The organism is Mesorhizobium sp. WSM4837 (genome assembly GCF_055811435.1).
This window is the reverse complement of the sequence record NZ_JBVVQE010000001.1, coordinates 127006-150825: the sequence shown is the minus strand read 5'-3', so window position 1 is coordinate 150825 and position 23820 is coordinate 127006. Positions and strand designations below refer to the sequence as shown.

Sequence of the window (23820 nt, the reverse complement as noted above, 5' to 3'; positions counted from 1 at the left end):
TCTCTGCGAGCCGACGAGCTGAATTCCGGAACAAGGATGCGATTTTGCCGTTTCGCCTGAAACCGGAAGCGATCCCACATGTCCGAGTTGACGAATGAAGAGATCGAGGGTCGGCTCAATGCCCAGCGAGAGACTCTGGCGCTGATCGTCGCGCTGCTTGCCGGCCCCGACAAGACCTCCGAGCGAATATGGGCCGAACTGGAAGCCCGCTTTCAATTCCAGAACAATCAGGAAGACCCCGGCGCCGTGCCAAGCCGTGCATTCGCCATTGAGAGTGCGACGATGCGGGAGTTCAAGCTGATCTTCGAGGAAGCGCGGGCACGCAAGGCGGAATGGAATGCCGAATAGGCAGGCGGAACAGATCCGTCTCTCCGGATGGATAGCAACAATTTTCCCGACCTGACGCGGAAACATTTCCGCCATGCCGGTGTTACTCACTGAGTGGGGCGCGAGGCGCTTCCTTCTTTGAGGCAATGATGAGCTTCGACAAGACATTGCAGATCGCCCACATCCGGCTGAAAGGAACTGCGGCTAACCGTGATCCGGACCGGCAGGTTGCCGGGCTGAAGTCCAGACGGCTTGGCGAACAGGCCTGAGCTGTGGCGAGTAACGGCACGACCCTTCCGACGGTTCTTGTCACCGGCAGCAGCGGCTTCCTGGGGCAGGCGATCGCGCGAGGCTTGATTGACCGCTACCGCGTCATCGGCCTCGACGTCGCAAAACCCAAGTATGCCCCTGCCGACATGGAGACGATCGAGATCGATCTCACCTCCGATGAGGGCGTGAGCAGGGCTGTGCAGGTGGCACGGCAGCGCAGCGGCGGCCGCATCGCTTCGGTCGTCCATCTTGCCGCCTATTATGACACGACCGGCGAGGACAACCCGAAATATGACGCCGTCACCGTGCAGGGCACGCGTCGGCTGCTGAAGGCGCTGACGGCGGTCGAGACTGATCAGTTCGTGTTTTCCAGCACGCTTCTCGTCCATGCGCCAAGCCCGGAGAAGGGCGCGAAAATCAATGAGGACTCGCCGCTTGACCCGGCTTGGGCCTACCCAAGATCGAAAGCCGAAACCGAGGCGCTGATTTCGAGGGAGCGCGGCCAGATCAAGACGGTGACCCTGCGGCTCGCCGGCGTCTATGACGAAGACTGCCGGGCGGCCTTTATTGCCCAGCAGATCTCCCGCATCTTCGAGCGCTTGCCGACCGCTTATCTGTTCGCCGGCGATATCACCGCCGGCCAGCCCTATCTGCACAAGGACGATCTCGTCGACGCGGTGGTGCGCACCGTCGACCGGCGTGCCGAACTTCCGGCCGAGACCGTGCTTCTGATCGGCGAAGAAGACACACCGTCATACGAGGAGATGCAGAAGCGCATCGGCCGGCTTATCCATGGCGAGGACTGGCGCACCCTGGCGCTGCCGAAGCAGCTGACGAAGCTGGGCGCGTGGGTGCAGACGGAGGTGCTCGACCAGGACACCGACATCAAACCGTGGATGATCGAGAACTCGGACGATCATTACGAGATCGACATCGCGCGGGCCAAAACCCTGCTGGGCTGGGCGCCCAAACACAATCTGCTGGACACATTGCCGGAGATGATCCGCCGGCTGAAACAGGACCCCACGGACTGGTACGCGACCAACAAGCTCGATCCCCCGGTTGTCGCGGCTTCTGACCCCGAGATCGAGCAGGCCGAAAGGCGCCTCAAGGGACCGCTCGAGCGAAGCAAGGAAGAGGTCGAAGCGGCGATAAAACGGCATCGGTCGAGGACGCTCTGGGCGCCGATGACCAACGCTGCGCTTGGGCTGTGGCTGGTCGCCTCGCCAATGACAATTGGCCTGTTCGATCCCGTCACAGCCGCAATGCCACCCGCTCTGGGGCACGCGGTTGCGGGGCCGCAATTGCGCAACGCAGGCCTCGGCGTCAGCGAGATCGTTTCCGGCCTGCTGGTGACGGCCTTTGCGTTGATGGGCATGTCCCGACGCCGGCGCTGGGTGCAGTGGATCACGGCGTCGCTCGGAGTTTGGGTGATGCTGGCGCCGTTGCTGTTCTGGACGACCAGCGCCGCCGCCTATGCCATCGACACGCTCGTCGGCATGCTGATCGTCGCCTTTGCGGTGATGATCCCGCCGACCCCTGGCATCAGCGGCCGCGCGCTGGCGGCCGACGACGACATTCCGCTGGGCTGGACCTATTCGCCATCGACCTTCACGCAGCGGATTCCGATCGTGGCGCTAGCCTTCGTCGGCCTGTTCGTCTCGCGCTATCTCGCCGCCTTCCAGATGGGCCACGCGGATGGGCTGTGGGATCCGTTCTTCGGCCCCGGTGGCGCGCCGGTGCGCAACGGCAGCGAGGCGGTGGTGACGTCATGGGTCTCGAAGGGTTTTCCAATCGCCGATGCCGGGCTCGGCGCCTTCGCCTATTGCCTCGATATCCTCGCCGGCGCGATCGGCGACCGACGGCGCTGGCGCACCATGCCGTGGATGGTGCTCCTGTTCGGCCTACTGATCGTTCCGCTTGGCGTGGTCAGTGTGTCCTTCATCATCATCCAGCCACCGCTGATTGGCGCGCTGTGCACGCTCTGCATTCTCCAGGCCGCCGTCACGGTGGTGCTGATCCCTTACTCCGTCGACGAGGTGCTGGCGACCATCCAGTATCTCTGGGGCGCGACGAGGGCAGGCGAGCCGTTCTGGCGTACCTTCTGGATGGGCGGACCGGCGCTGTCGGAGAACCAGACGCCCGGCGCCGACCTCGACCGTCCGGTTTTCGAGGTGCTGAAGGACTTTGTCACCGGCGGCGTCAACTTCCCGTGGACGCTGGCAGCAAGCACGCTGCTCGGCGCCTTGCTGATGACCACGCCATTGATCTTCGGCACGCAGCCACCGCTTTACTTCAGCGATCACGTCGTCGGCTGTCTCATTGTCATGGTCGCAGTCATGGCCATGGCCGAAGTGGTCCGGCCGGTGCGCTTCCTCAATGTCGTGCTTGGCGCATGGATCGCGGTGTCCCCCTTCGTGCTTGCCGGCGGTGAAACCCTGGCGATCGTGGCGGACGTTGCGATCGGTCTGGCGCTGATCGTGCTCAGCCTGCCGCGCGGCACGCGCAGCGACCAGCACTATGGCGGTTGGGATCGAGCGATTGTCTGACCGACTCGACTTCAGCACCTGGCGAAGCGAAGCGCGCCGAGTGCCAATCTGCAGGAGCAGGTCAAAGGAAGAGATCGAATGGCCTGAACGAGACTCTGCCTGACGGGGCTAGATTTGTTCGCCGAGCAGGATCCTCGCGTCCTTGGCCGCGACGATGAACGCCTGGCGCGCGACCCTTGGCGGCTTATCGCCGCGGATAACAGCAAGGCAGGCTGCGATTGCAGCCAGACGCGTCTTGGACGCTGGCGTCGGCCAGTCCTTCAGCAGCACTTCAGCCGCATCGGAGACAGACAAAACAACCCTGTCACGATCGATCCGACCGGGTTGAACGACAATTGGCTTTCTGAAACGTCTCGTGCGCACGATACTCTCCAAGGCGAGGAGTATGTTAGCCGCGTCTGATCTTGTTGGCCACCTCAAATGTTAATTGCGGGAAGGCGAGGTTCGGACAACGTCCGCAAAGGCTGTGAACGACCATGATCTATTTCACGGCCGACACACATTTCAGCGATCCCCGCATTCTGCGCATCGATCGCCGCCCGTTCGGCTCGCTGGCCGAACACGATCGAGCGCTGATTTCGCTCTGGAACGAAACGGTCAGCCCGGATGACCAGATCTGGCATCTCGGCGACTTTGCCAGGGGATCAGCCGAATTCGTTGCGTCGCTGCTGTCGTCTCTTCATGGCGAGAAGCATCTGATTGTCGGCAACAACGATGGCGCGGCGACCATAGAGGCTGCGGGTTGGGCCAGCACACAGCATTACAAGGAACTGACGATAGACGGCAGGTTGCTGATCCTTTGCCACTATCCTTTTCGCACCTGGAATCAGATCGGCAAGAAATCGATCAATCTGCATGGCCATTCCCACGGCAGGCTGAGCCCGGTCACGCGCCAGTACGACGCCGGCGTCGACAGCTGGGATTTTCGCCCGGTCACCCTTTCCGCCATCCTTGCAAGCCGACGGCGGCGAACGGTCAGTCGGGATATTCAACGCGAATGATTAAAACGCGGGTCATCCGGCTGTTGCCGTTCCAGTGGCAATTAGCCGAAGAATGCAGCGGCTCAGAATAAAAGCGCTCCGCAGCGATCCTTCGCGCCCCCCTCTGCCCTGCCGGACATCTCCCCCACGAGGGGGGGAGATTGGCCTTCATCGCTGATTTCGCCAACCACCAACCGTGCAAAAAAGGGACGCTGTCCGCGAAGCTGCCGATCTCCCCCCGTGTGGGGGAGATGTCCGGCAGGACAGAGGGGGGCGCTGTCCCTCGGCGATCAAAGGTTCTGCACCGCAGCGCGCTCCAAGGTACGGCTGGATACCAGCGTCTGCGCCCGCGCGGCGAGCCTGCCAATCCGGGCTGAACGTTCTGCCATCTAATGCGTTCTCCCGGGGCAGGGCGCGTCGGGACCGCAAACATCGGCGCCCAATGGCCATGACGAGGAAGCACCGGAATGAGCGAGATGACCGAGCACAGAGGCACTCAGAAGAGCCAGCCAAAAGGCACCGTGATCGCATTCTCCGCGCCGGGCTGCGAGCCTCTCTACGCTCACGAGCGGGAAGCCATAGCTGCCGTCGCCCGCACCATTGCCACGCTCAAGGGGTTTGCCTTCCGGCAGGGTCTAGGCCACAGCAGCGGCAATGGCGGGCGCTTGTACTTCGTGCCGGACGACAGCTTGCTTGCCAGCGATGCGGCGCGGCTGGGTATCAACGGGCCGCAAGACCTCTTCGGCGGCGTGGTGCCTTGGCGATTCGCGACCACTAAGGCGATAACCCACGAACTGGTCGACGACCTGGCCGAGCGACCGAAAGAATGGTCAACCGGCTTCGGCAGAACTGTCGCCGCCGCAGTATTGCCTGGCTACACCGTGTTTTCGCGGCACGATGCGCTGCGAGCAGCGCAACGCCTGCTGAGGCATGGGCTGGCCCGGCTCAAGCCACCGCTTGCCTCGCGAGGCCAGGACCAGCACATCGTTCGCACGGTCGCTGACGTCGAGAGACTGCTCGAGCAATACCGCTCCCCCGACTTGGACGAGTGCGGTCTGGTGCTCGAAGCCGACCTTCGTGACGTCGTCACATTGAGTGTTGGCAGAACGGAGATCGACGAAATCATGGTCGCCTACTACGGCACTCAAACGACGACGACCGACAATGCGGGACAATCCGTTTATGGCGGGTCTGATCTCATCGTCGTGCGCGGCGGATGGGAAGCTCTCGAAGACCTTCAGCTTCCCCGCGCACTAGCTTTGGCAATTGCGCAGGCGAGGGCCTATGACGCGGCGATGGCCGAGTGTCCTGGATTTTTCGCCTCGCGGCGCAACTACGATATCGGCCAGGGTGTCGATTCGTCGGGTATCTGGCGATCCGGTGTGCTCGAGGCCAGCTGGCGCATTGGCGGCAGCAGCACTGCCGAGCTTGCGGCAATAAAAATCATGAAGCAGGACCCGGACATCCAACTGGTGCGTGCGTCCGCGGTCAAGACGTTCGGCAATACCAGCCGGCCGCCTGAGAACGCGGACGTTCACTTTCAAGGAGAAGACCCCGATGAGGGTCCGATCACGCGCTATACCGTCGTCACGCATGCGACCCGGGAGCCGCCAAAGAAAGCGGCGGATTAGTGTCTAAAAACGCTTAGGACCAGGGAACATCCGTCGGCGGCTTGAGTTGTTCGGCATGATCCCGAAAACCAATCCGAAGGAGGAAAAAGTGATCGAGGTTATTTCTGCTCCTGGGAATGTCGCCGCATTTCGCGTTGCCGGTACCGTGACCGCGGAGGACTACGACAAGATCATCCCGACCATCGAAGAGAAACTGAGCGAACATGAAGAGATCGGCATCCTGGCCGACCTTACCGATCTGGAGGACATGACGGGCGACGCGTTGCGCCGCGATCTGCAGTACGGCTTGAGCAAACTTGGCGAACTCCACCGCTTCCAGCGTGCCGCAGTGGTGTCCGAAAAACAGTGGATCAAGGCAGCTACCGAAATGACGGGCGCACTGTTCCCGCAGATCGAGGCGCGGGTGTTCCCGGCGGACGAAAAGACCCAGGCTCTGGCGTGGGTAGCAGGCGTTCAATAGCGGTATCAAGGGGAGCGGCCATGCCAACCATCTACAACAAACGACAGAATTCGGACGGCCTGTGGGAAGTCTATGACGACGAGAGCGAGGAAGCCGTCGTGGTTGACGGCATGCCGCTTTCCGGCCTCGATGAACTCGAAGCCAATGAGGCCATTCGAAAACTCAAGCGGGGTGAGGTGACTTCCGACAACATTCCGCCGACTGCCCAGTCTGGCTGGCCTCCGACCAAAGACGGCATATAATCAATGCAAGCGTCCTGCCCCGGCGCGAGCAGGTTGCAGGGGCCACGTTTCCAGTGCATTCTTGCTGTCGTCGATGACCACACAGTATCTTAACCACCAGTTGGAATGCCCTTATTGCTTGACGATAAGGCTGAGGATTCCGGCCGACGCCGGTCCTGACGACCGGATCCTTTGCGACGACTGTGGCGAATTCCTCGGGACCTGGGACGATCTGCTTACCGATTTTGAGAGGCAGGGCGGCCAGGATGGAGTGTTCCGTCTCGACAAGGGTCGTATCAAGCGGATCGATTGAGCCGATTGCTGGCGAAGCCATTTGCTCGCACCGCCGTCTCGCCAGCGTAAGCCTTGCAGCACCTGCGCGGCCTGAGGCGAAAAATTTCCAGCGGCTCGAATCATCAGGGAACTTGTTGCCGGCCGGCGGGGTTATCGGTCGCCTTCCCAGTTAGGGAGGCTAGCTCCAAACCTCAGCGGGAGACGACCATGGCAACTGCGAAAAAAGCTGCGAAAGCGACAACCAAGGGCCTTGAGGACCTGTTCCTCGACGGGCTGAAAGATCTTTACTACGCCGAAAAGAAAATACTGAGGGCGCTGCCGAAAATGGCCAAAAGCGCGGAGTCGGAAAAAGTGACTGCTGCCTTCGAAAAACATCGCATGGAGACGGAAGTTCACGTCGACCGGCTCGAGGAGGTGTTCGAGAAATTTGGCAAGGCGGCACGCGGCAAGACCTGCCCGGCGATCGACGGCATCATTGAAGAAGGCTCCGAGATCCTCGAAGACTATGACGGTGCTCCTGCGCTCGATGCCGGACTGGTCGCAGCGGCGCAAGCCGTCGAACATTACGAGATCGCCCGGTACGGCACTCTTGTCGCCTGGGCGGAACAGATGGGAAAGGCCGATGTCGCCGCCCTTCTCAAGGCAACGCTCAAGGAAGAGGTCGCGACAGACGAAGCGCTGACCGGGTTGGGCGAGGGTGGTGTCAACCAACGTGCCCTCCAAGCCGCCGCCTGATTCCTGGTGGTGACAGGCTTGCGGAGCCCAGGCGAAGATCGCCAGGCTCCGCTCGCAAGATGCAGGTAGTGCCTTGCCGTCCGGGATTCTTGAACCGGCGTGGCCGACTGCCATTGCCAGGCTTGAATTAGCTTGAGCCGGAATCTTCAAGAATGGGTTAAAAGACATTACGCAAATGTCAGGTGAGAGAGCCCGCTATCGTTGGCGTTGGCGTTCGGCATGGCGTTGAGTGGCCGAGCGACCCGTTTAGCGAGCCCGGTCGCGGGTGATTGGAACATCTGCCGACCAACGCCGTTGATATGCTCGGCAGGCGAAAGGGGCTGCATATGTCAAAACTTCAGGCGGTGACTCCAGAGCATCTGCAGCGGCTCAAGCTCGAGGCGTCTGCTTATTTTGGTCCGAAAGTGCTCCACGAAGCATTGTTGCGTCTTTGCCAGGCTTGCGGACGCGATAGCCTTGACCGGTTCGAGAAGACCATGGTCGATAAGATCGAGGCAATGCGCGATGAGAAGGCCGATTTCGAGACAATGAAGGAATTTGCCATCGAACAGCTTTACGCCTGCGTTCGCGAGGTCAGTAGTTCGCCTGACATGAAACAGCCGCTGGAGGGAGCAGAAGCCCGAAGGACGCCTGGTCGGTCGGAAGAGCCGAAGACCCTGGAAGACCAGTTGCAGGCCGGGCTTGAGGATTCTTTTCCCGCGAGCGACCCGCCGGCGGTGGTGTCCACAGCGATATCCGGCGGGGCGAAAAAGCTGGTCGGGACTGACGAAGTCCTGAAAAAGCAGCGGGAAGAGGCGGCCAAGAACAACGACCGGTCATAGACGGCCGCCCGCCCAATCCGAGATTTTCCAGCACCTTATTTCGATGTCCGGAACGATCCAAACCTTCATGCATTTAGCTAGCGTCTGCGTTCATCAACTCTTTCTTGCTGGGAGCTGGACCATTGTCCTCCAGGGGCTACCCCTTGGCCAACCAGGAAACGGATGACGTTTCCATCGTTGACCTGATACCTGCCTTGCGCGCCTTCGCCCGCACCTTCTGCCGGGTTCCCGACGATGCCGACGACCTGGTCCAGGAGACATTGACCAAAGGGCTCGCCAACATCGACAAGTTCGAGCCCGGAACGCGTATGAAGTCATGGCTCTTCACCATCATGCGCAATAGCTATTATACGCGGATCAAGGCCGCCGACAGGGAAAAGCCGGGCCTGCTTGACTGCGCCTCCGCAATCCCGATTACGGAAGCGACGCAGGAGTGGTCCGTTCAGAGCAAGGAAGTCGCCAACGCGGTCCAGAGGTTGCCGGAGCATCAGCGCGAGGTCCTGATGCTGATCGGGGTCCTTGGCGTCAGCTATGAAGAAACTGCCGAAATATGCGGTTGCGCGGTTGGAACGGTAAAAAGCCGCCTTAACCGAGCGCGTGCCAGCGTGCTGGAATACCTCGGCGAAAGTTCCTTGCAGACATTGGTGGAACGACGCAATCACCTGTCAGCAGCACAGGGAAACTTCGCAGTCGACAGGCGCCGATAGCTAGTCCTGTTTCTTTGCTTTGCATCGACGCTTCTCGACAAGCGCATTCTGCAATTGAACCGCAAGGTCGGTCAGCTGGTCGGGGACCTTTTCCTGCTCGATAGCAGTCAGCAGAGATGCAATCTTCCGGTCTATTGCCAGCCGGAGTTTCGGGCTGATGCTATCGTCGCTCGAGCGAGACATAGTGTTCTCTTAACGAATCAGTCCCTTCACCAGTGTGGTGACGGCAATCAGAGTTTGCAAGGATTCGCGCGTCCTCACAGTCAGCGCCGTCCCTTGCACAGCCCGTCCCTTGCACAGCCCGTCCCTTGCACAGCATTGTGTATCGAAGCTGCTGGTCTCGTCGGGGAAGCCTATGCTTTCCCCTCCGGTCCTCCCGGCGCTGTTGCCGGGTGCGCTCGACATTTCGACTCTCGTGACCTCGACTGGCCACTGGTCATGATTGGCGTTTGCGGTTGCAGCAGTCAGTCTTGGGAGAGACGATCTGCGGCGTGATACTGATCGGAGTTGATCCGATTGCCGTCGAGCCGGCGTTGCTCGGTGTGCTGCTTCCCAGGCTCTGCTGGACAAAGCAAAGCCGCGTTTCCTTGACCTTGTCCTTGGCCAAATCGGTCATCGCGCCGGCCGCCGGAGCCTTTATCTTGACGGCAGAGATGATGTCTATCTTGCCGCCGGATGCCTTCTAGTCCTCCTTCGGATTGTCGGCACTCACAGGTGCCCTGTCTGTTTGGTGCGCCTGTCTCTTTGACGCCCTCGTCTCTTTGACGCCCGAACAATCATTGCGCCGTAATGTTCCCTCGGATGCCACAAGTAGAAAGGCATTGCCGTCCCACAGCCGGAACGGCTTCGCGCCGTCAGCCACGACCTGCATGCAATGGGCTTCGGCGAGGCGGTGAACATCGGCACGATCCAGCGCCGTCGATCCGCGATAGGAGTAATTCAGAAGTGCTGCCACGCCTGACGGTTTCAGAACACGCGCAATTTCCTCGAAATACCGCTCCGCCAGGCCAGCCAGCACCAGGTAGGGGAAGCTGTCGACAGCCAGCACGCAATCGAAGCTTGCGTTGGAAAAATCGGCGAGATCGAGACCAAAGGTCGGCCGCAGATCCACATTGCGCAGCCCGGCACATCGCCGACGAGCGACCGAAATCATCTCCAGGGATATGTCGATGCCGACGATCCGGTGCGCGGCATCCGAGAGTGCGCTTTCGAAGCGGCCGATGCCACAACCAATGTCCAGTATGTCCTGGTCGGGGCCGCTGAAGCCTTGCCGCTGCAACCATGCGACGATCTCGTCGGTGGCGGCGGTGAGTTTCTCCTCGTCTCCCAGCGAAGACAGTTGAACGCTCGCCGCCTGGGAAATCGTCGCCGCGGCATCAAAGCCGGCGGCCAGCCGCCTGACGACCGCGGCGTCAGTTTCCCATTCATCGCGTTCGTGGCGGACGGCGGCACCTGTTTGGCGCAGCGTGGTGAAGATGTCAGGCCTGTGACGAAGCAGATCGGCGATCCGCTCCAGTCTGTCGCGTTTTCGCAGGTCGGCTGAACGCATCTCCAGCGCCACATCGGCCAATTCTGCGGCATCGACCCCGGTCTCGAAGCGCAGCGCCAGTCTGGCAATGATGGCGTCGACGCAGGCGCCGTCGGCCATGCACTCCTCGATCAGCATTTTTGCGGTCGATGCCGCCTGGGGCGATGGCTTTCGTCCGGTGGCGCTCATCGAGCCATGCTCCGCGTCCAGACCTTTCGCATTGTCCATTGGTCGACGGCCCCCCAGCCATACTTGTAGCTCTCCTGGCCGCGCAGAAAATCGAACTCCCGCGCCCCTTCGCGAGCCGCTTCGGCAATCGCGTGACCGATCAGGATTGCGCCGGGACTTTCCTCGGCATAGGCCGGATCAAAACCGCCAAGGTAGGCGTAGGCGCGGTGGCGATGATGAAATCCGTAATAGGCGCCGACGACCGCATCGTCGATGGCAACAAGCCAGCATCGGACAAGACCCTGTGCGGCAAGCATGGGAAGCGCCTGCCGATGGAATTCTTCTGCAGCCGGATCGGCCAGGACGCCGTCGCCGCGCCCGGCCCAACGCGCGCCGTGAAGGCGGATCAGGTGATCGAAAAACGCTTTGAGATCGGCCTGTGCCGGTATGATGGAGACGCAGCCGCGCCGGCGTGCGGCATTGTGCGCGCGGCGCAACTGGCGTCTTCGCCGCGCCGGAATGCAGACCGCGAGCGCATCGTCGCCAGCGATCGGCAGCACGGGACAAGCGGCGTGGTCGACGGGTTGATCCGCCTCCAGCGCAGGGTGCGCGATAGTGAGACCGGCAGCACCGGCCGGCAGGTCCGGTAAGATCCATTGCGACCAATTGATCGCCAGAACCCGGTCGGCGATGACGGCGGCGACAGCCGCTTCGATGCCGGGGCAACACAGGACATCCAGGTAGTCGCTTAACGAAATCCCAACCGGAAGCAGTCTCGACCCGCAAGTTGCGTGTTCCAGGTAAAGCGGTGCCAATCCCACCAGATCGTCGCCTCGCCAGACGGCGATCGTCGCCAGCTCTCCGGGCGCGAATGCGCGCCACCACGGCACCAGCCAGGCGGGGCTTTGGAACGGCGTCGCTGTCCTGCTGTGCGCCCACAGCTCCCGCCAGCGCGGCGCCAGCGCCTCAAAGGCGGCCGGATCGTCGATGATCTCGGAGCGGAGCATGAAAGCCGCTCACTGCACCGCCGCCAGGCGCCTGCGGCCGGCACCAAGCCCTGCCAGCGCCTGGTAGGCGTCCATGTAAGACGAAATCATTTGGTCGAGCGAAAAGCGCCGCCGCGCCTCGGCCCGGCATGTCTCGGCATCCAGGCCGGAGGCTGCGACGATGGCCTCCGCCATCTCATGGATGTCGTTGACCAGAAAGCCCGTCTTGCCGTGTTCGACCACATCCGGCAGCGCACCGTTTGGAAAGGCGACGACCGGCGTGCCGCAGGCGAGAGCCTCCATCGCGACAAGCGAGCTGGTTTCCGCGGCAAGGCTGGGAATGACCAGGCAGCGGGCGGCGTTGAGAAAGTGCCGCTTCGCGACGAAGCCGAGCGGACCGAGGAAGCGGCGGCGCTGGTCGAGGCGCGGCTGGACTTCGTCACGAAAGTACAGCGTGTGCGTTTCGTAAGGGTAGACCTTGCCGCCGATGATCAGCCGCACGCCAGCCTGTTTGGCCGCGTCCAGTGCCAGGTGGATGCCCTTTTCCGGGCAAATGCGGCTGAGCACCAGCGCGAAGTTGCGCTTGAACTGCCGACCGCTCAGCGCATCGATATCCACGCCGTTTGGAATGGGTGCCAGCAGCCTGGCACCCGGCGGCGCGGTCCTCTGTTGGGCCATCGAGACGGCGTGAAGCCATAGATCGTCGCGGACCGTGCGCAAGGCATCGGCGGGATACCAGTTGAGCGGCAGGTGCAGGCTTACCAGGGTCGGGCCATCATCAGGCAGATAGGCATCAAAATCGATGCCGTGCAGATGAACCACGTCGATCGGCCAACGGGCGCGTGCGACTTCTATCGCGGTGCGGTGAGAGCGCTGTGCCCGTTTCTTCGCCGCATCGTCGAGCACACCTGGTTCAGCAGGCGTCTCGATGAGCACGCCCGCCGCTTTCGAGCCCTGGCAACCGATCACGATGGAAGCGTGTCCCGCGCGCACGAGTGCCTGGTCGAGCATCGACAGCACCTGCTCGGCACCGCCAACCGCATCCGGGCCGACTGGCGCGAGAGGGTAGGCGACGTTCAGGACGGTGAGGGTCATGGCCGGTCGAGCCCAAGCTCCTCATGCGCAGCGGCGGCGGCGTGAAGCCAAACCGCCGGCTCGAAGCCGAGCGGCAGCGCCTCGTAATAAAGCCTGCCGCTGTTCGGCAGCGCCAGGAAATCATAGGCAGGCGCCACCCGGAAACGTTCGATGCGCGCCGTGAACGGCGCCAGCGTCCGTTGCTGTGTCCGGTGGCAGGCCAGCATGCACTGCTTCCGTTCGAAAGCCGCTTCCGTAAGGTGCAATTCGATGCGCTCGCTGCCGGAATGACTGTTGAAATCCTGAAGGACCGCACCCTCAGGCCCGGCCGAATAGAACGCCATTTCGACGATGGCCGGTGCCTGGCGTCCGTCGCGGCGCAGCAAATGGCAGGCCGCATGGACGGCAAAGGCGGTCGCGTCATGATCCGGGTGACCACCTTCATAAGGATGCGTGCAGACGAAGCTGACATCGCGCTCGGCCAAAAGGCCGGTCAGTTCCCGTGCGAGCGAGCCAAGATTTCCGGCGGCCTGCTTGTCGGGATAACCGAGGCTGATCAGGGCCGTCGACGGCAATCCCGCTGCCGCCAGCACCGCCTCCAACTCCCGATGGCGGGCCTCGGCATAGTCCTGCCACGTCTCGAAGCCGTATGCTCGCGCGTCTTCAAGGTCTCGCGGCGCGCCATCGGTGACATGAACGATGCGAGATCCGCGCAAGCCGGCAAGATGCCCGCCGATGCCGATGGTTTCGTCGTCCGGATGCGCGACAACGATCATGATCTCAGCACCGTCTGAGCGGTGCGGAGCAGCACCTAGCAACAAGGCCGCGAATTCGGCAAGCGGTCCGGACCTGTCAGCTGCGTGTTGCATGACACACTCATGCTGCCGAAGCCCGCACCGCTCTGACCGGCGAGGCAGCCATGGCGGGAGCATAGCGGCGGGTCATCGTCGCGCAAAACTCCGCAAATTCCTCCGGCACCAGCGGCGGACTGGTGTGATGCGGCATCACTCCGCGGTGCTCCGGCGTGAAGCAGAAGGTGATGGTCACGTCGAAATCGGCAAGTGCTTCCATCTGCCGGTCGTACCAATCCAGCGCATTCGGCCTGAAACTGTCGGCCCAGGAAAGCCCGGTGCGCAGATTGGTAACGCCCAGCCGTTTCATCCAGGCGACGGCGTCGTCCAGCCGGGGATCTTCAAAGTGGAACCATTGCACCAGCCCCATCCCGGGTAAGTAACGCAGGAATTCTTCGAGCGCGGGTTTGGGCGTGCCATCTTCGCGGAGCAGGCCCATGTAGAAGTGGCGATAGTAGGAGGAGCCTTCGGCCTCGCGATGACGCGTCGTTGCCCCCCATTCGCGCGGAAGATCGTAGAGGCTGTACCATTGCACGCGCGAGGCATTGCCGAGCAGCAGTTCGGCGCTCCGACGCAAACCCCAGAGCTGCACCTCCTCCGCCCCGAAGCTCGACACGCCAACTTCGCTGACCCATACGGGAAGATCGGTAACGGTCGAAATCTCGCCGATCTTCTGCGGCCATTCCTGAATCTGCCAGAGATTCCAGTCGAGTGGGAAACCATGCACACCGACGGCATCGACATGATCGAGCACCCCGTATTGCTTCATGAGCGCCATGAAATCGGCATCGATCGGCGAAATGCCGCCCAGTATCCTGGTCACGGCCGGGTTTGCCGATGCGATCGCATCGGCGGCCAGTATTGCCATGTTGGCGAAGCGGCCCCAGTCGGGGTCGAGTTCGGGATCCCAATGGGATTTGTTGTTCGGCTCGTTCCAGATCATCGCGGCTTCAATCATGAAGTGGTCCTTTCGACGGGTAGACGGCGCCGCCGCAAGCCGGCTCACCGGCGGCGCGGCAGAAATAAACCTCTTGCTCCGGGTGCAGCACGATCTCGAAGCCGGCGCTGCGCAGCATCGCCTCTGTGCAGGCGCGATTGGGAATCCACCAGTTGGTCGGGTCGTCGGCATAGCGATGCTCGACGAAATGCAGCTTCGGAAACTCCGGCCGGTCGAACAGATCGTGGGTCCAGAAAGGATAATTCTCATCGAGTACAGGCAGTTCGATGCTGCCGCGCTGCATGGACTGGAAGATCATCAGGTCGCCGGCAACGTGCTCCCGGATCAGATCGAGAGCGAGCAGCGGGTGGCGCAGGTGATAAAGCACGCCCATGAACAGGACGATGTCGAATTTCTCCCGCAGGGCGCCAACGTCGTAGACCGAAAGCTGCTGGAATTCGATGTCGCAGTCAGCGATTTCGGCGGCGAAGCGCGCCTGCGCCAGATAGGCTTCATCGAAGTCGATGCCGAGGACGCGGCCGGCGCCGCGTCGCTTCATTTCGATCGAGTAGAAGCCGGCGTTGCAGCCTATGTCGAGCACGGCCTTGCCGGACAGATCGGCAGGAATGGCGTCGGCGAACTTGCGCCATTTGATCAGCGGATAATTGCCGAGGAAATGGTCGGGGGCGGTTTCGACGCCCGCCAGTTCCATGTTGTGGAACCACGGGCCAAGGGCATCGATGCGGCGGCGGATTTCGGCGTTCGAATGCAGCATGGCTAGCCTCCTTCGCCTGGATGGCTTGGTATCTGCGCTTGCCCCGGCAGCACGAACATGAGGTTTTTCGTGTCCTCCAACGTAGTGTCGTTGTTCTCGAGCAGCCGAAGTGCGGTGCGGTAGCCGTTGAACGTGCCGACGTCGACATAGGCGGTGCCTGCCTTGACGCCGCAAGCCTCACCGCCGGCCGCCAGATAGGCGTTGATAAGGGTGCCGACATATTCGTCGCTTTGATCCCGCTCGCGCCAAAGCGCGGCAAGCTGGTGAAGTATGCGGCCCGGCATCTTGAACGCCCCCCAGATCCAGTTCGATGCAGCGCCTTGTTGCTTGACCTGGATCTCCTTCACCCGGTCATCCCCGTCGAGAACGACGGCATCGAAGAGTTCCGGGTGATCCACCGGGAAGAGCAAAAACGACAGCCGGTCGTCCGGCAGGCGGCAAAAGCCATCTTCCGGAAACCAGATCGTGTCGGGCAGGCCGACCAGAACCGTCTCGTCCGGCGCGACCAGCGGCGCGGCGCGGAAGATCGCGTCGCAAAGACCGACGGGGTTGGGCTGCACGACAAACAATGCGGCGGCGTCGCCGTAGCCGGCGGCGTAGTATTCGAGAATGTCTGATTTTCCCGATCCGATGACGAAGCAGATCTTGTCGACACCGTTGCGCACCATGCGACGCACCAGATACTCGCTCACCGCGCAAGGACGCTCGGTCTGGCCGTCGATGCGGCTGCCGACCGGCAGGAGCTCCTTTGAGAAGCCGAGCGGTTGAATGCGGCTGCCGCGGCCGGCGGCGGGCACGATGCCCAACATCAGATTGCTTCCTTCAACGGCTCGCCCGCCGCCAAGCCCTGTCCCAAGCCCGGCAATGAATCGGACAGGAGGCGGTCCAGTTCCCTGGCGCGCTGCGCAGAGGTGTGTTCGTCCAACACCCGCTCGCGCGCCCGGCGCCGGATGGCGTCGACTTCGCTGTCAGGCAAGCCGACTGCCGCGACCACGTCGTCGGTGCTGTCCGCCAGGATGATCTCGCTGCCGGGCTGGAAAAAACTGCTCAGCCCGGGCCAGGTGTCGCTCACGATCGCCGCGCCGCAGGCTGCCGCCTCGAACAGCCTGCCCGAAGGACACCAGCCCCTCTTGGCCATCGCCTCGCGCGTCACGTTCAGCGTCAGGCGCGATGAGCAGAAGAAGGCCGGATGATCCGCAGGCGGAAGGTGCCTGACAAAGAAGATGTTTTCGCCCCACGGAAATTCATGCGGATATTGGGCGCCGCCGATGACGAAACGGCGGTCCGGCAGGCGCGCTGCCGTGCGGACCAGCAGCTTTTCGACGCCGGCCTGGCGATCGGCCGCATACGTTCCGAGATAGGACAAATCCCCGGCGAATTCAGCCCGGGGCCGGGCCGGCCGGTGTCGGTCGGGATCGACATGGCCGTAGAGAGGCAAGACTCGGCGGGCGCCCAGCAGCGTTTTCAGCGCATCGATTGCGGTTCCCCCCGTATAACTGAGGGCGAGGTCGAAATCGTGAAGGCCATCGGGCCCGTAATAGGCCGGTCGTAGACCTTGTTCTATCCGGGCGAGCGTGACGGGGGTGTCGAGATCGTAGAAAACCTTCAGCCCGCGACAGGCCTGCTGCGCCAGGCGCGATGCCTCCACGGCGTCGGGGCAATAGGACGTGACGATGACGACGTCGGATTCCCCGATAGCCTGTTCCGCGACATGGCGAATGTCCTCCCACTCCGGATAGAGAACGACATTGCCGCCATCGAGATGGTCAAGATCGCGTGCGCCGGCATAGTACGGGGTATTGCGTTCGAAAAAGCTGACCGACCAGCCCAGGCGACCGAGCGCACGGATCAGCCCGCGCCACAGCGTCGCGTGTCCGTTTCCCCACGAGGAGGTGACGGTGAGACCGAAAATGACCATACGCATCCGGCAGTCCTCGTCAGGCGGCTTCGTTCAGTCGGATCAGCTTGGAGCCCCAGTCACCGGACACGACCGTGGTGATCGAAGCGGGGTCGATATCGAAGCGAAAACAGTCTCCCAGCGGCAAGCCGAGCACCTTGCAGACGGCGGCTTTGATCACGTCGGCATGGCTGACCAGTGCCACGGACTGGTTCTGGTAGCGTTTGCGGAGCTGCTGCGTCAGCGAGACGACACGTTGCTGGACGTCCAGCATTGTCTCGCCGCCGGGCGTCCTCGCCTGTTGGCGTTGACTGTTCCACGTCAGCCAGTCGGCGTCCTGGCTCAACTCTTCGAAGGTCTTGCCCGACCACGCGCCGAAGTCGATCTCATCGAGTTCCTGGCGGATTGTAATCTTCTCGCGATTGCAGGCGATTGCGATCGGTTTTGCGGTTTCCAGTGTTCGTTCGCGCGGGCTGCAACAGATGGCCGCCAGCGGCCGCGGCGCCATGTGGCTGGCAAGGCGCGAGGCTTGTGCCCTGCCGGTTTCGCCGAGGCAAACTCCAGCCATGCGTCCGGCAAGATAGTCGCCGACATTGTCGTGCGCCGCATGGCGGATCAAGAAGAACGTCGTCGTCATTCCGCGGCATCAAGCATCGGCTCGTCCCTCCCGGCGATGAAAGACAGCGTGCGCAGGCGTGCCTCGGCATCGGTGAACTGCTCGGGCGGCGACTTCATGAAATAGCTGCAAGGGCCGGTCAGCGCCCCCGCGATGCCGCGGTCAAGCGCCAGTTTGGCGCAGCGGACAGCGTCGATAACGACTCCGGCCGAGTTGGGCGAATCCCATACTTCCAGTTTGAGCTCTGCATTCAGCGGCACGCCGCCGAACGTCGTGCCTTCAACGCGGATGTAGGCCCATTTTCGATCGGTAAGCCAGGGCACATGGTCGCTGGGGCCGACATGGATGTTGCCGGCCTCCAGAGGGACGTCGAACTGGCTGGCTACGGATTGTGTCTTGGAGATTTTCTTCGATTCCAGCCGCTCGCGTTCCAGCATGTTGAGGAAATCGGTGTTGCCGCCGAAATTCAGCTGGTAGGTGCGGTCGATGCGGACGCCGCGCTCGCGGAACAGATTGGCGAGCAACCGGTGCACGATCGTCGCGCCGACCTGGCTTTTGATATCGTCGCCGACCAGCGGCAGACCGCGCTGCTCAAAGCGCCGGCGCCATTCCGGCCGCGATGCGATAAAGACCGGTATGCAGTTGACGAAGGCGCAGCCGGCCTCGAGCGCACACTCTGCATAAAAACGCGTGGCTTCTTCCGAGCCGACCGGCAGATATGAGACCAGTACGTCGGCGCCGCTTTCCCGAAGCAGCGCGCTGACATTCGCGACCGGTTCTTCTGCCTCCTCGATCTCATCGCGCAGATATTTGCCGATGCCGTCAAGTGTCGGTCCGCGCTCGACGCGAACGCCGGTTGCCGCAACATCGGCAAAGCGGAAGGTATTGTTGGGCGCATTGTAAATGGCTTCCGCCACATCGCGCCCGACTTTGCCCTTGGCGACGTCGAAAGCACAAACCACCTCGATGTCGCCGACATGATAGCCGCCGAGATCAGCATGCATCAGGCCCGGTATCGGCTCATTGCCGCTGGCGTCCCGATAGTATGAGAGGCCCTGGACAAGGGAAGACGCGCAATTGCCGACGCCGGCTATTCCAATCCGTACCTTTTTCGATCCCACGAAACCGCCGCCATCGCTGTTGAAGGTAAGTTCCTCGCGCCGAACTGTCAGCTGCCAGGAATGTTCCTTGCGACCTGGAAAAATCACCAACCTCTATTCGGATCAAAGCTGCGCCCTGTATTTTGCGTTGCCTGGGCCGATCGAAGCCTGAGCGACGCGAGCCTCAATCGAGCGTTCGCAGCATATCCGCTTCTTTTTCCAGGATGGTGGCCACTTCCTCGCGCTCAAGATGCGTCATCATCAGGCTCACACAGCATTCGAGGTAGGTGATCGAGGCACGTCTCAGAAAGGCAGCCGCTTCCCGTTCTGCCATTTGCTCGATGTCCCTGGCGGATCGTTTTCGATGCACGGGTCCGTTCTCCCTGCCGATATTCGCCCAACGGCGAGCTAGACCGGATGTTCCCACAACGAGAAAAAGTGAAGACGCCTGTCGGGATGGTCTCACCATGCCCGAGGGCATAGCTCTCCCCGACTTCAGGCCGGCAGGTTTTGCAGTCGGCCTGAAACGGACCTCACGCTTGTCGCAATTGGGGAGATTCGATCCTCGTTACGGCTGGCCTCGAGCTCCATGAAATAGCTGATCGTCTGCATCAGGCCTTGCTTGAGTGGCACCTTTGGCGACCAGTCGAGAAGGGCTTTTGCACGGGAAATGTCCGGTTGCCTCCGGCGAGGATCGTCTTGCGGCAGTGGCAGGAATTTGAAGGCCGAGTTGCTGTGGGTCATATCCCTCACCAATCCGGCCAGTTGAAGAACGGTGAATTCCCCGGGATTGCCCAAATTGACCGGTTGGCTCGGATTGGGATCGACATCCATGAGGCGGACCAGACCCTCGACCAAATCGGAGACGTAGCAGAACGACCTGGTCTGCAGCCCGTCGCCGAAAATCGTCAGCGGTCTCTTCTCGAGCGCCTGCATCACCAGGTTCGAGACGATCCGGCCGTCGGCAGGATCCATCCGCGGACCATAGGTGTTGAAGATGCGCGCAACCCGGATGTCGGCCGTTTCGGTTCTCAAATAGTCGAAGCACAAGGTTTCGGCGGTTCGCTTGCCCTCGTCATAGCAGGCACGAGGACCGGTGCAGTTCACGTGACCCACATAGTCTTCCGTTTGCGGGTGCTGTTCCGGATCGCCATACACTTCGCTTGTCGATGCCTGCAGGAGGCGCGCATTGTTTCGGGCGGCAAGCTCAAGTAGATTGAGGGTTCCGATCACGCAGGTCCGCGTGGTGTGAATCGGGTCAGCCTGGTAGCGCGGCGGCGATGCAGCGCACGCCAGGTTGAAAATGCGGTCGACCGGCTCGGCAAGGTCCAATGGTCGGCAAATATCCTGCTCGATCAGCCGGAAACGAGGACTGTCCAGCATCGAGACGATGTTTTCCATCCGACCGGTAAGAAAATTGTCGACACAGATCACACGGCACCCGGCCTGAAGCAGTGTCTCGCAAAGATGCGAACCGAGGAAACCCGCGCCGCCGGCGACAAGCGCCGTTCTGGTCCGTTGTGTCCTTCTTGATTGCCGCATCTCTATTTTCTCCTGTCTGCCAGTCATGCTGCACTTTCGATGTTCAGATCGAGCGCTGGACGTGCCGATCTTGGCCGCGCCAGCAGCGAAACGAATTCGCGGGCTCTCGCGGCGCTTGTATGTGCCGCCAGGATCGTTGCACGCGCTCGCTTGGCCAAAGCAAGCCTGACGCGGTCGGATTGGCTGGACAGGATATCGATCACGTCTTCGGCTTGGCCCGCCGTGTTGATCGTGGCTGTCGGAAAGAAGCTGTCCAGACCGGTCCAGCGATCGCTGATGATCGCTGTGCCACAGGCAGCCGCCTCGAAGAGGCGTACGCTGGGAGACCACCCAGCCGCTATCATGGAGCTGCGCGTGACGTTCAACGTATAGCGCTGGCGGCTGTAGAACGAGGCGTGGTCCGCCGGCGGCAGGTGCTCGATGCGATCGACGTTGCTTGGCCAGACGGTCTCGGACGGGAATTGCGAGCCGGCCACGACGAAGCGACGGTCCGGCATGCGTCTTGCCGGTTCGAGCAGGAGAGCATCCAGCGTCGCCTGCCGGTCCGAGCTGTACGTGCCGAGATAGCCAAGGTCCCAGCAGATCGGATCGGCCGTTCGGCGATGCCGGTCCGGGTCGACGGAGCAGTAGAGCGGCTCGGCGCACCGTGCACCGAAGTCCGCCGCCAATCGGGCGAGTGTTGGCCCGCCGGTGAACGAGAAATAGACGTCGAAATACGGGATCTGCCGCCGGCATAGGTAGTCGCAATCATCCGCGGCGAACTTGGCCAGCGTGACCGGCGTGTCGATGTCGTAGAAGCAGAACTGGCCCGTGCACAGGGACGCGACGATGTCGATGACGGCTCGCCCCTCCGGAACGAACGACCCGACCACTACGACATCGGCCTGTTGCAGACAGCCGGCATAGGTCCGACGAAGATCGTTCGTCGTTTCGTAGTAGCGCAACGTGCAGAAATCCGGGTCGCGCAGATCGCGATGGTTCGCATACCACGGCACGTCGCGCTCCAGGAAGGTGACGCGATGGCCGAGCTCGTGCAGGCCCTTCAGCAAACCCCTAAAGGTCGTGGCATGGCCGTTTCCCCATGAAGAGGACAACGACAGGCCAAGAAAGACGATGTCGAGCCGCTGGGTCATTCCGCTGCCTCCACGGTGGGGCGCTCGAACTGACGCCTGAAGACAGCGTCGGCGACAGCGGCCCTTAACGCATAGGTATGCTCGGCGAGAACACGCCGAAGCGCAGATGCGCCGATCGCCCTTGCCCGCTGGGGGGTGAGGGTGCGCAAGATCTCAGTGACATCATTGCCATCGCGCGCCACCAGGATCTCTTCCCCGGGGGCCAGGAACAATTCGACGCCGAGCCAGGCATCGGTGATGAGGCATGCGCCGGCACCGGCAGCCTCGAAGACGCGCGTGGCAGGCGAAAAGCCGTTGGCGGCCATGCTGTCGCGGCTGATGTTCAGCACCGCCTTGGGGGTGACGTTGAACGCATTGTGGTCCCGCGTCCCGACGTGGCCGAGCCATGCGACATTTGCCGGCAGCTGCTTGTCACCCCAACCAGATCCGCCGAGCAGGAAACGCTGATCGCCCGAACGGTTGGCCGGATCGAGGAAGAAGGCTTCGACGCGTGCTTCACGGTCCGGCAGGCGGTTGCCGAGAAAGGCGAGGTCGCAGGCGAAACGCTTGTCCTTCGCGACCGGATGGTGCGTTTCGGGATCGAGCGCGTTGTAGATCGGCACGCATTCGGCAGCCCCCAGCGCACGATAGGCCCAGACGACCGGATCGCCGCCGCCATAGGTGAGGACAAGGTCGATCTCCCGCAACGCGCGGTGCAGGGGGTGATCTGGCTCGTCGCGCAATTGGCCCAGAGTGGCCGGTGCGTCGACATCCCAGAACACTGTCAGCGCATCCGTCCGGGCGTGGTCGAGTACGGCGCGCAGCAGCGCCTCGTCTTCGAAGCCGACTCCGCTGGCCTTGACGACGATATCAGCTTCGCCTGCGCTTGCTGCCACCTGCATCAGCGCATGCGGGGTCGCCTCGTAGATGACGACGTTGCACCAGTCCGGTGCCTCGATATCGCGGTTCTTCTGCCGGTCGTAGACGTCCGGTTCATAGAAGGTGATCTCGTAGCCGAGCTGAGAAAGAGCCTTCAGCAATCCGCGGTAATAAGTCGCCGCGCCGTTCCAATAGGACGACAGCAGGCTCGATCCATAAAATGCAATCTTCATGCGACTGTCTCCTCTATGGCGATGCGATCGATGGCCTGGCGGTTGCCGCATTCGGCGAGCACGTCGAACAACTCGTCCGCCCGGTGGCGGCAAGTGTGTCGCCTCCCGATGGTTTCGAGGCCCGATTTCACCAGAGAGGCGGCCAGGTCGGCATCGTCCAGCACGTCGCGAAGATGACGGCACATCTCGGACCCGTCGCGCGCGAAAAGAAAGTCGATACCTGGCCTGAAGAGTTGTTCGACATCGGCCCAAGGCGCCGACACGAGCGGGATGCCACAGGCGAGCGCCTCGAACATGCGGATCGTCGGGATGCCGGGCAGGTTCTCCCGATACGGGCGCCGCGGGATGTGGACGGTAACGCGGTGGGCCGCGAATGCCTTGGGCACGTCGGCATTGGCAATCCAGCCTTCGTATTCCAGGCCGGCGGCAGCAAGATCGGCGAGCGCTTCGCGTGGATAGCGCACGCCATGAACAGTGCCACGCAGGCGAAGTTCTTCCACCGGATCGATCAGGAATTCCTTGATTTCGGCACTGCGCTCGTCATCGCCCCAGTTGCCGATCCAGATCAGATCGGCAGTCGGGTCGATCTCCGGGTGAGGCTTGAACAGGCGCTCATCCGCCGCCTCGTGCCAGGTGAAGGCACGTTTGCCCCAGCCGGCGCGAAGATAGCTTTCCCGCAACGCCTCGCCGAAGGCGAGCACGCCGTCATAATGCTCCAGCCGCAGGGCCGAGATCGCCTGCGTCGCCGACACGGCGCGATGGTGGGTGTCATGGAACAGAAGCGTGAAACCGCCTCCATTCGCCTTGGCCCCGCCGATGCGCTCGACAAGTTCCGGGTCAGTCCATTCGTGGACGATCACCACATCGGCGTCGGCAATCCAGCCTTCATGGTCGAAGGACGCGTCGTAGGTCACCGGCATCAGCTCCGGAAAATCTTTTCTGAAGCGCTCGACCGCGTAGGGCCCTTTCTCTGCCTGCAGGTTCGAACGACTCCAGCCGTCTGCTGGCTCCAGCGCGATCGCCTGGTGCCCGCGTGCAACAAGCTCCCGCATGATGCCGCGCAGGAAATGTGCGTTGCCGTGGTTCCAGTCGGAAACGACCGAATGGGTATAGAACAGGAACCGCAT

At 62.1% G+C, this 23820-nt stretch carries 28 protein-coding genes; 10 read left to right on the top strand and 18 right to left on the bottom strand.

What is annotated here, in order from left to right; genetic code table 11:
• Window positions 1-78 precede the first annotated feature (78 nt).
• Window positions 79-348 (top strand): hypothetical protein, encoded by a 270-nt coding sequence (locus AC0L3D_RS00715; protein WP_128245335.1) that lies wholly within the window; start codon window positions 79-81, stop codon window positions 346-348.
• Window positions 349-599: 251 nt separating this feature from the next.
• Window positions 600-3146, top strand: a complete 2547-nt coding sequence (locus AC0L3D_RS00710) for an NAD-dependent epimerase/dehydratase family protein (RefSeq protein WP_473642684.1) — start codon at window positions 600-602, stop codon at window positions 3144-3146.
• A gap of 108 nt (window positions 3147-3254) precedes the next feature.
• Here AC0L3D_RS00710 and AC0L3D_RS00705 read toward each other — a convergent pair whose 3' ends face one another.
• The gene (locus AC0L3D_RS00705) at window positions 3255-3509 is read right to left on the bottom strand and encodes a DUF982 domain-containing protein (RefSeq protein WP_023799494.1); all 255 of its coding nucleotides are present in this window, start codon (window positions 3507-3509) and stop codon (window positions 3255-3257) included.
• Window positions 3510-3622: 113 nt separating this feature from the next.
• Here AC0L3D_RS00705 and AC0L3D_RS00700 point away from each other — a divergent pair, with 113 nt between their 5' ends.
• The 8 genes from AC0L3D_RS00700 (at window position 3623) to AC0L3D_RS00665 (ending at window position 8995) form a co-directional block, all read left to right on the top strand.
• A complete protein-coding gene (locus AC0L3D_RS00700) occupies window positions 3623-4147 on the top strand; it encodes a metallophosphoesterase family protein (RefSeq protein WP_128245337.1) in 525 nt (174 codons plus the stop codon).
• A gap of 446 nt (window positions 4148-4593) precedes the next feature.
• Entirely contained in the window at window positions 4594-5757 is a 1164-nt protein-coding gene (locus AC0L3D_RS00695; protein ID WP_473627367.1) for a DUF3182 family protein, read from the top strand.
• A 55-nt stretch (window positions 5758-5812) separates the two neighbouring features.
• Window positions 5813-6217 (top strand): SpoIIAA family protein, encoded by a 405-nt coding sequence (locus AC0L3D_RS00690; RefSeq protein ID WP_473642766.1) that lies wholly within the window; start codon window positions 5813-5815, stop codon window positions 6215-6217.
• 20 nt (window positions 6218-6237) lie between these two features.
• A complete protein-coding gene (locus AC0L3D_RS00685; RefSeq protein WP_023799490.1) occupies window positions 6238-6459 on the top strand; it encodes a hypothetical protein in 222 nt (73 codons plus the stop codon).
• Between the two features lie 118 nt (window positions 6460-6577).
• A complete protein-coding gene (locus tag AC0L3D_RS00680; protein WP_245277671.1) occupies window positions 6578-6751 on the top strand; it encodes a hypothetical protein in 174 nt (57 codons plus the stop codon).
• A gap of 188 nt (window positions 6752-6939) precedes the next feature.
• Complete coding sequence (locus tag AC0L3D_RS00675; protein ID WP_023799488.1) at window positions 6940-7467, top strand: YciE/YciF ferroxidase family protein; 528 nt, start codon at window positions 6940-6942, stop codon at window positions 7465-7467.
• A gap of 269 nt (window positions 7468-7736) precedes the next feature.
• Window positions 7737-8288, top strand: a complete 552-nt coding sequence (locus AC0L3D_RS00670; RefSeq protein ID WP_245277670.1) for a hypothetical protein — start codon at window positions 7737-7739, stop codon at window positions 8286-8288.
• A gap of 143 nt (window positions 8289-8431) precedes the next feature.
• Complete coding sequence (locus AC0L3D_RS00665; protein ID WP_128245339.1) at window positions 8432-8995, top strand: sigma-70 family RNA polymerase sigma factor; 564 nt, start codon at window positions 8432-8434, stop codon at window positions 8993-8995.
• Here the strand turns inward: AC0L3D_RS00665 and AC0L3D_RS00660 are convergent, their stop codons facing one another.
• The 17 genes from AC0L3D_RS00660 to AC0L3D_RS00580 all read right to left on the bottom strand — a co-directional run bounded on the left by AC0L3D_RS00660 (window position 8996) and on the right by AC0L3D_RS00580 (window position 23820).
• Window positions 8996-9178, bottom strand: coding sequence for a hypothetical protein (locus tag AC0L3D_RS00660; RefSeq protein ID WP_023801247.1), 183 nt, complete (start codon window positions 9176-9178; stop codon window positions 8996-8998). It abuts the gene before it with no gap.
• A 253-nt stretch (window positions 9179-9431) separates the two neighbouring features.
• Window positions 9432-9611, bottom strand: a complete 180-nt coding sequence (locus tag AC0L3D_RS00655; protein ID WP_287258420.1) for a hypothetical protein — start codon at window positions 9609-9611, stop codon at window positions 9432-9434.
• A gap of 66 nt (window positions 9612-9677) precedes the next feature.
• Entirely contained in the window at window positions 9678-10712 is a 1035-nt protein-coding gene (locus tag AC0L3D_RS00650) for a class I SAM-dependent methyltransferase (protein ID WP_063830557.1), read from the bottom strand.
• Window positions 10709-11698, bottom strand: a complete 990-nt coding sequence (locus tag AC0L3D_RS00645) for a GNAT family N-acetyltransferase (protein WP_128172221.1) — start codon at window positions 11696-11698, stop codon at window positions 10709-10711. The genes AC0L3D_RS00650 and AC0L3D_RS00645 overlap by 4 nt, the downstream gene beginning before the upstream one ends.
• A 9-nt stretch (window positions 11699-11707) precedes the next feature.
• Window positions 11708-12772, bottom strand: a complete 1065-nt coding sequence (locus AC0L3D_RS00640; RefSeq protein ID WP_473642682.1) for a glycosyltransferase — start codon at window positions 12770-12772, stop codon at window positions 11708-11710.
• Window positions 12769-13620, bottom strand: coding sequence for a PIG-L deacetylase family protein (locus AC0L3D_RS00635; protein WP_128172222.1), 852 nt, complete (start codon window positions 13618-13620; stop codon window positions 12769-12771). The genes AC0L3D_RS00640 and AC0L3D_RS00635 overlap by 4 nt, the downstream gene beginning before the upstream one ends.
• A gap of 7 nt (window positions 13621-13627) precedes the next feature.
• Entirely contained in the window at window positions 13628-14560 is a 933-nt protein-coding gene (locus AC0L3D_RS00630) for a glycoside hydrolase 5 family protein (RefSeq protein ID WP_287258424.1), read from the bottom strand.
• Window positions 14553-15314 (bottom strand): TIGR04290 family methyltransferase, encoded by a 762-nt coding sequence (locus AC0L3D_RS00625; protein ID WP_473616376.1) that lies wholly within the window; start codon window positions 15312-15314, stop codon window positions 14553-14555. Before AC0L3D_RS00625 ends, AC0L3D_RS00630 begins: the two co-directional genes overlap by 8 nt.
• A gap of 2 nt (window positions 15315-15316) precedes the next feature.
• Window positions 15317-16123, bottom strand: a complete 807-nt coding sequence (locus AC0L3D_RS00620; protein ID WP_027153514.1) for a sugar phosphate nucleotidyltransferase — start codon at window positions 16121-16123, stop codon at window positions 15317-15319.
• A complete protein-coding gene (locus tag AC0L3D_RS00615; RefSeq protein WP_473642680.1) occupies window positions 16123-17238 on the bottom strand; it encodes a CgeB family protein in 1116 nt (371 codons plus the stop codon). Before AC0L3D_RS00615 ends, AC0L3D_RS00620 begins: the two co-directional genes overlap by 1 nt.
• Window positions 17239-17251: 13 nt before the next feature.
• A complete protein-coding gene (locus tag AC0L3D_RS00610; protein ID WP_473642678.1) occupies window positions 17252-17848 on the bottom strand; it encodes a histidine phosphatase family protein in 597 nt (198 codons plus the stop codon).
• A complete protein-coding gene (locus AC0L3D_RS00605) occupies window positions 17845-18948 on the bottom strand; it encodes an inositol-3-phosphate synthase (RefSeq protein ID WP_091590805.1) in 1104 nt (367 codons plus the stop codon). Before AC0L3D_RS00605 ends, AC0L3D_RS00610 begins: the two co-directional genes overlap by 4 nt.
• A gap of 163 nt (window positions 18949-19111) precedes the next feature.
• The gene (locus AC0L3D_RS00600) at window positions 19112-19261 is read right to left on the bottom strand and encodes a hypothetical protein (RefSeq protein WP_084646751.1); all 150 of its coding nucleotides are present in this window, start codon (window positions 19259-19261) and stop codon (window positions 19112-19114) included.
• 161 nt (window positions 19262-19422) lie between these two features.
• Complete coding sequence (locus AC0L3D_RS00595) at window positions 19423-20469, bottom strand: UDP-glucuronic acid decarboxylase family protein (protein WP_287050402.1); 1047 nt, start codon at window positions 20467-20469, stop codon at window positions 19423-19425.
• A gap of 23 nt (window positions 20470-20492) precedes the next feature.
• Complete coding sequence (locus AC0L3D_RS00590; RefSeq protein ID WP_473642676.1) at window positions 20493-21602, bottom strand: CgeB family protein; 1110 nt, start codon at window positions 21600-21602, stop codon at window positions 20493-20495.
• Window positions 21599-22693 (bottom strand): CgeB family protein, encoded by a 1095-nt coding sequence (locus tag AC0L3D_RS00585; protein ID WP_091590204.1) that lies wholly within the window; start codon window positions 22691-22693, stop codon window positions 21599-21601. Before AC0L3D_RS00585 ends, AC0L3D_RS00590 begins: the two co-directional genes overlap by 4 nt.
• Window positions 22690-23820 (bottom strand): CgeB family protein, encoded by a 1131-nt coding sequence (locus AC0L3D_RS00580; RefSeq protein ID WP_473642674.1) that lies wholly within the window; start codon window positions 23818-23820, stop codon window positions 22690-22692. Before AC0L3D_RS00580 ends, AC0L3D_RS00585 begins: the two co-directional genes overlap by 4 nt.

Excerpts from the sequence above, each read along its gene's own strand:
- AC0L3D_RS00715 (WP_128245335.1), top strand. The coding sequence starts at position 79 with ATGTCCGAGTTGACGAATGAAGAGATCGAGGGTCGGCTCAATGCCCAG.
- AC0L3D_RS00700 (WP_128245337.1), top strand. The coding sequence starts at position 3,623 with ATGATCTATTTCACGGCCGACACACATTTCAGCGATCCCCGCATTCTG.
- AC0L3D_RS00695 (WP_473627367.1), top strand. The coding sequence starts at position 4,594 with ATGAGCGAGATGACCGAGCACAGAGGCACTCAGAAGAGCCAGCCAAAA.
- AC0L3D_RS00690 (WP_473642766.1), top strand. The coding sequence starts at position 5,813 with ATGATCCCGAAAACCAATCCGAAGGAGGAAAAAGTGATCGAGGTTATT.
- AC0L3D_RS00685 (WP_023799490.1), top strand. The coding sequence starts at position 6,238 with ATGCCAACCATCTACAACAAACGACAGAATTCGGACGGCCTGTGGGAA.
- AC0L3D_RS00675 (WP_023799488.1), top strand. The coding sequence starts at position 6,940 with ATGGCAACTGCGAAAAAAGCTGCGAAAGCGACAACCAAGGGCCTTGAG.
- AC0L3D_RS00660 (WP_023801247.1), bottom strand. The coding sequence starts at position 9,178 with ATGTCTCGCTCGAGCGACGATAGCATCAGCCCGAAACTCCGGCTGGCA.
- AC0L3D_RS00655 (WP_287258420.1), bottom strand. The coding sequence starts at position 9,611 with ATGACCGATTTGGCCAAGGACAAGGTCAAGGAAACGCGGCTTTGCTTT.
- AC0L3D_RS00650 (WP_063830557.1), bottom strand. The coding sequence starts at position 10,712 with ATGAGCGCCACCGGACGAAAGCCATCGCCCCAGGCGGCATCGACCGCA.
- AC0L3D_RS00645 (WP_128172221.1), bottom strand. The coding sequence starts at position 11,698 with ATGCTCCGCTCCGAGATCATCGACGATCCGGCCGCCTTTGAGGCGCTG.
- AC0L3D_RS00640 (WP_473642682.1), bottom strand. The coding sequence starts at position 12,772 with ATGACCCTCACCGTCCTGAACGTCGCCTACCCTCTCGCGCCAGTCGGC.
- AC0L3D_RS00635 (WP_128172222.1), bottom strand. The coding sequence starts at position 13,620 with ATGCAACACGCAGCTGACAGGTCCGGACCGCTTGCCGAATTCGCGGCC.
- AC0L3D_RS00630 (WP_287258424.1), bottom strand. The coding sequence starts at position 14,560 with ATGATTGAAGCCGCGATGATCTGGAACGAGCCGAACAACAAATCCCAT.
- AC0L3D_RS00625 (WP_473616376.1), bottom strand. The coding sequence starts at position 15,314 with ATGCTGCATTCGAACGCCGAAATCCGCCGCCGCATCGATGCCCTTGGC.
- AC0L3D_RS00620 (WP_027153514.1), bottom strand. The coding sequence starts at position 16,123 with ATGTTGGGCATCGTGCCCGCCGCCGGCCGCGGCAGCCGCATTCAACCG.
- AC0L3D_RS00615 (WP_473642680.1), bottom strand. The coding sequence starts at position 17,238 with ATGCGTATGGTCATTTTCGGTCTCACCGTCACCTCCTCGTGGGGAAAC.
- AC0L3D_RS00610 (WP_473642678.1), bottom strand. The coding sequence starts at position 17,848 with ATGACGACGACGTTCTTCTTGATCCGCCATGCGGCGCACGACAATGTC.
- AC0L3D_RS00600 (WP_084646751.1), bottom strand. The coding sequence starts at position 19,261 with ATGGCAGAACGGGAAGCGGCTGCCTTTCTGAGACGTGCCTCGATCACC.
- AC0L3D_RS00595 (WP_287050402.1), bottom strand. The coding sequence starts at position 20,469 with ATGCGGCAATCAAGAAGGACACAACGGACCAGAACGGCGCTTGTCGCC.
- AC0L3D_RS00590 (WP_473642676.1), bottom strand. The coding sequence starts at position 21,602 with ATGACCCAGCGGCTCGACATCGTCTTTCTTGGCCTGTCGTTGTCCTCT.
- AC0L3D_RS00585 (WP_091590204.1), bottom strand. The coding sequence starts at position 22,693 with ATGAAGATTGCATTTTATGGATCGAGCCTGCTGTCGTCCTATTGGAAC.
- AC0L3D_RS00580 (WP_473642674.1), bottom strand. The coding sequence starts at position 23,820 with ATGCGGTTCCTGTTCTATACCCATTCGGTCGTTTCCGACTGGAACCAC.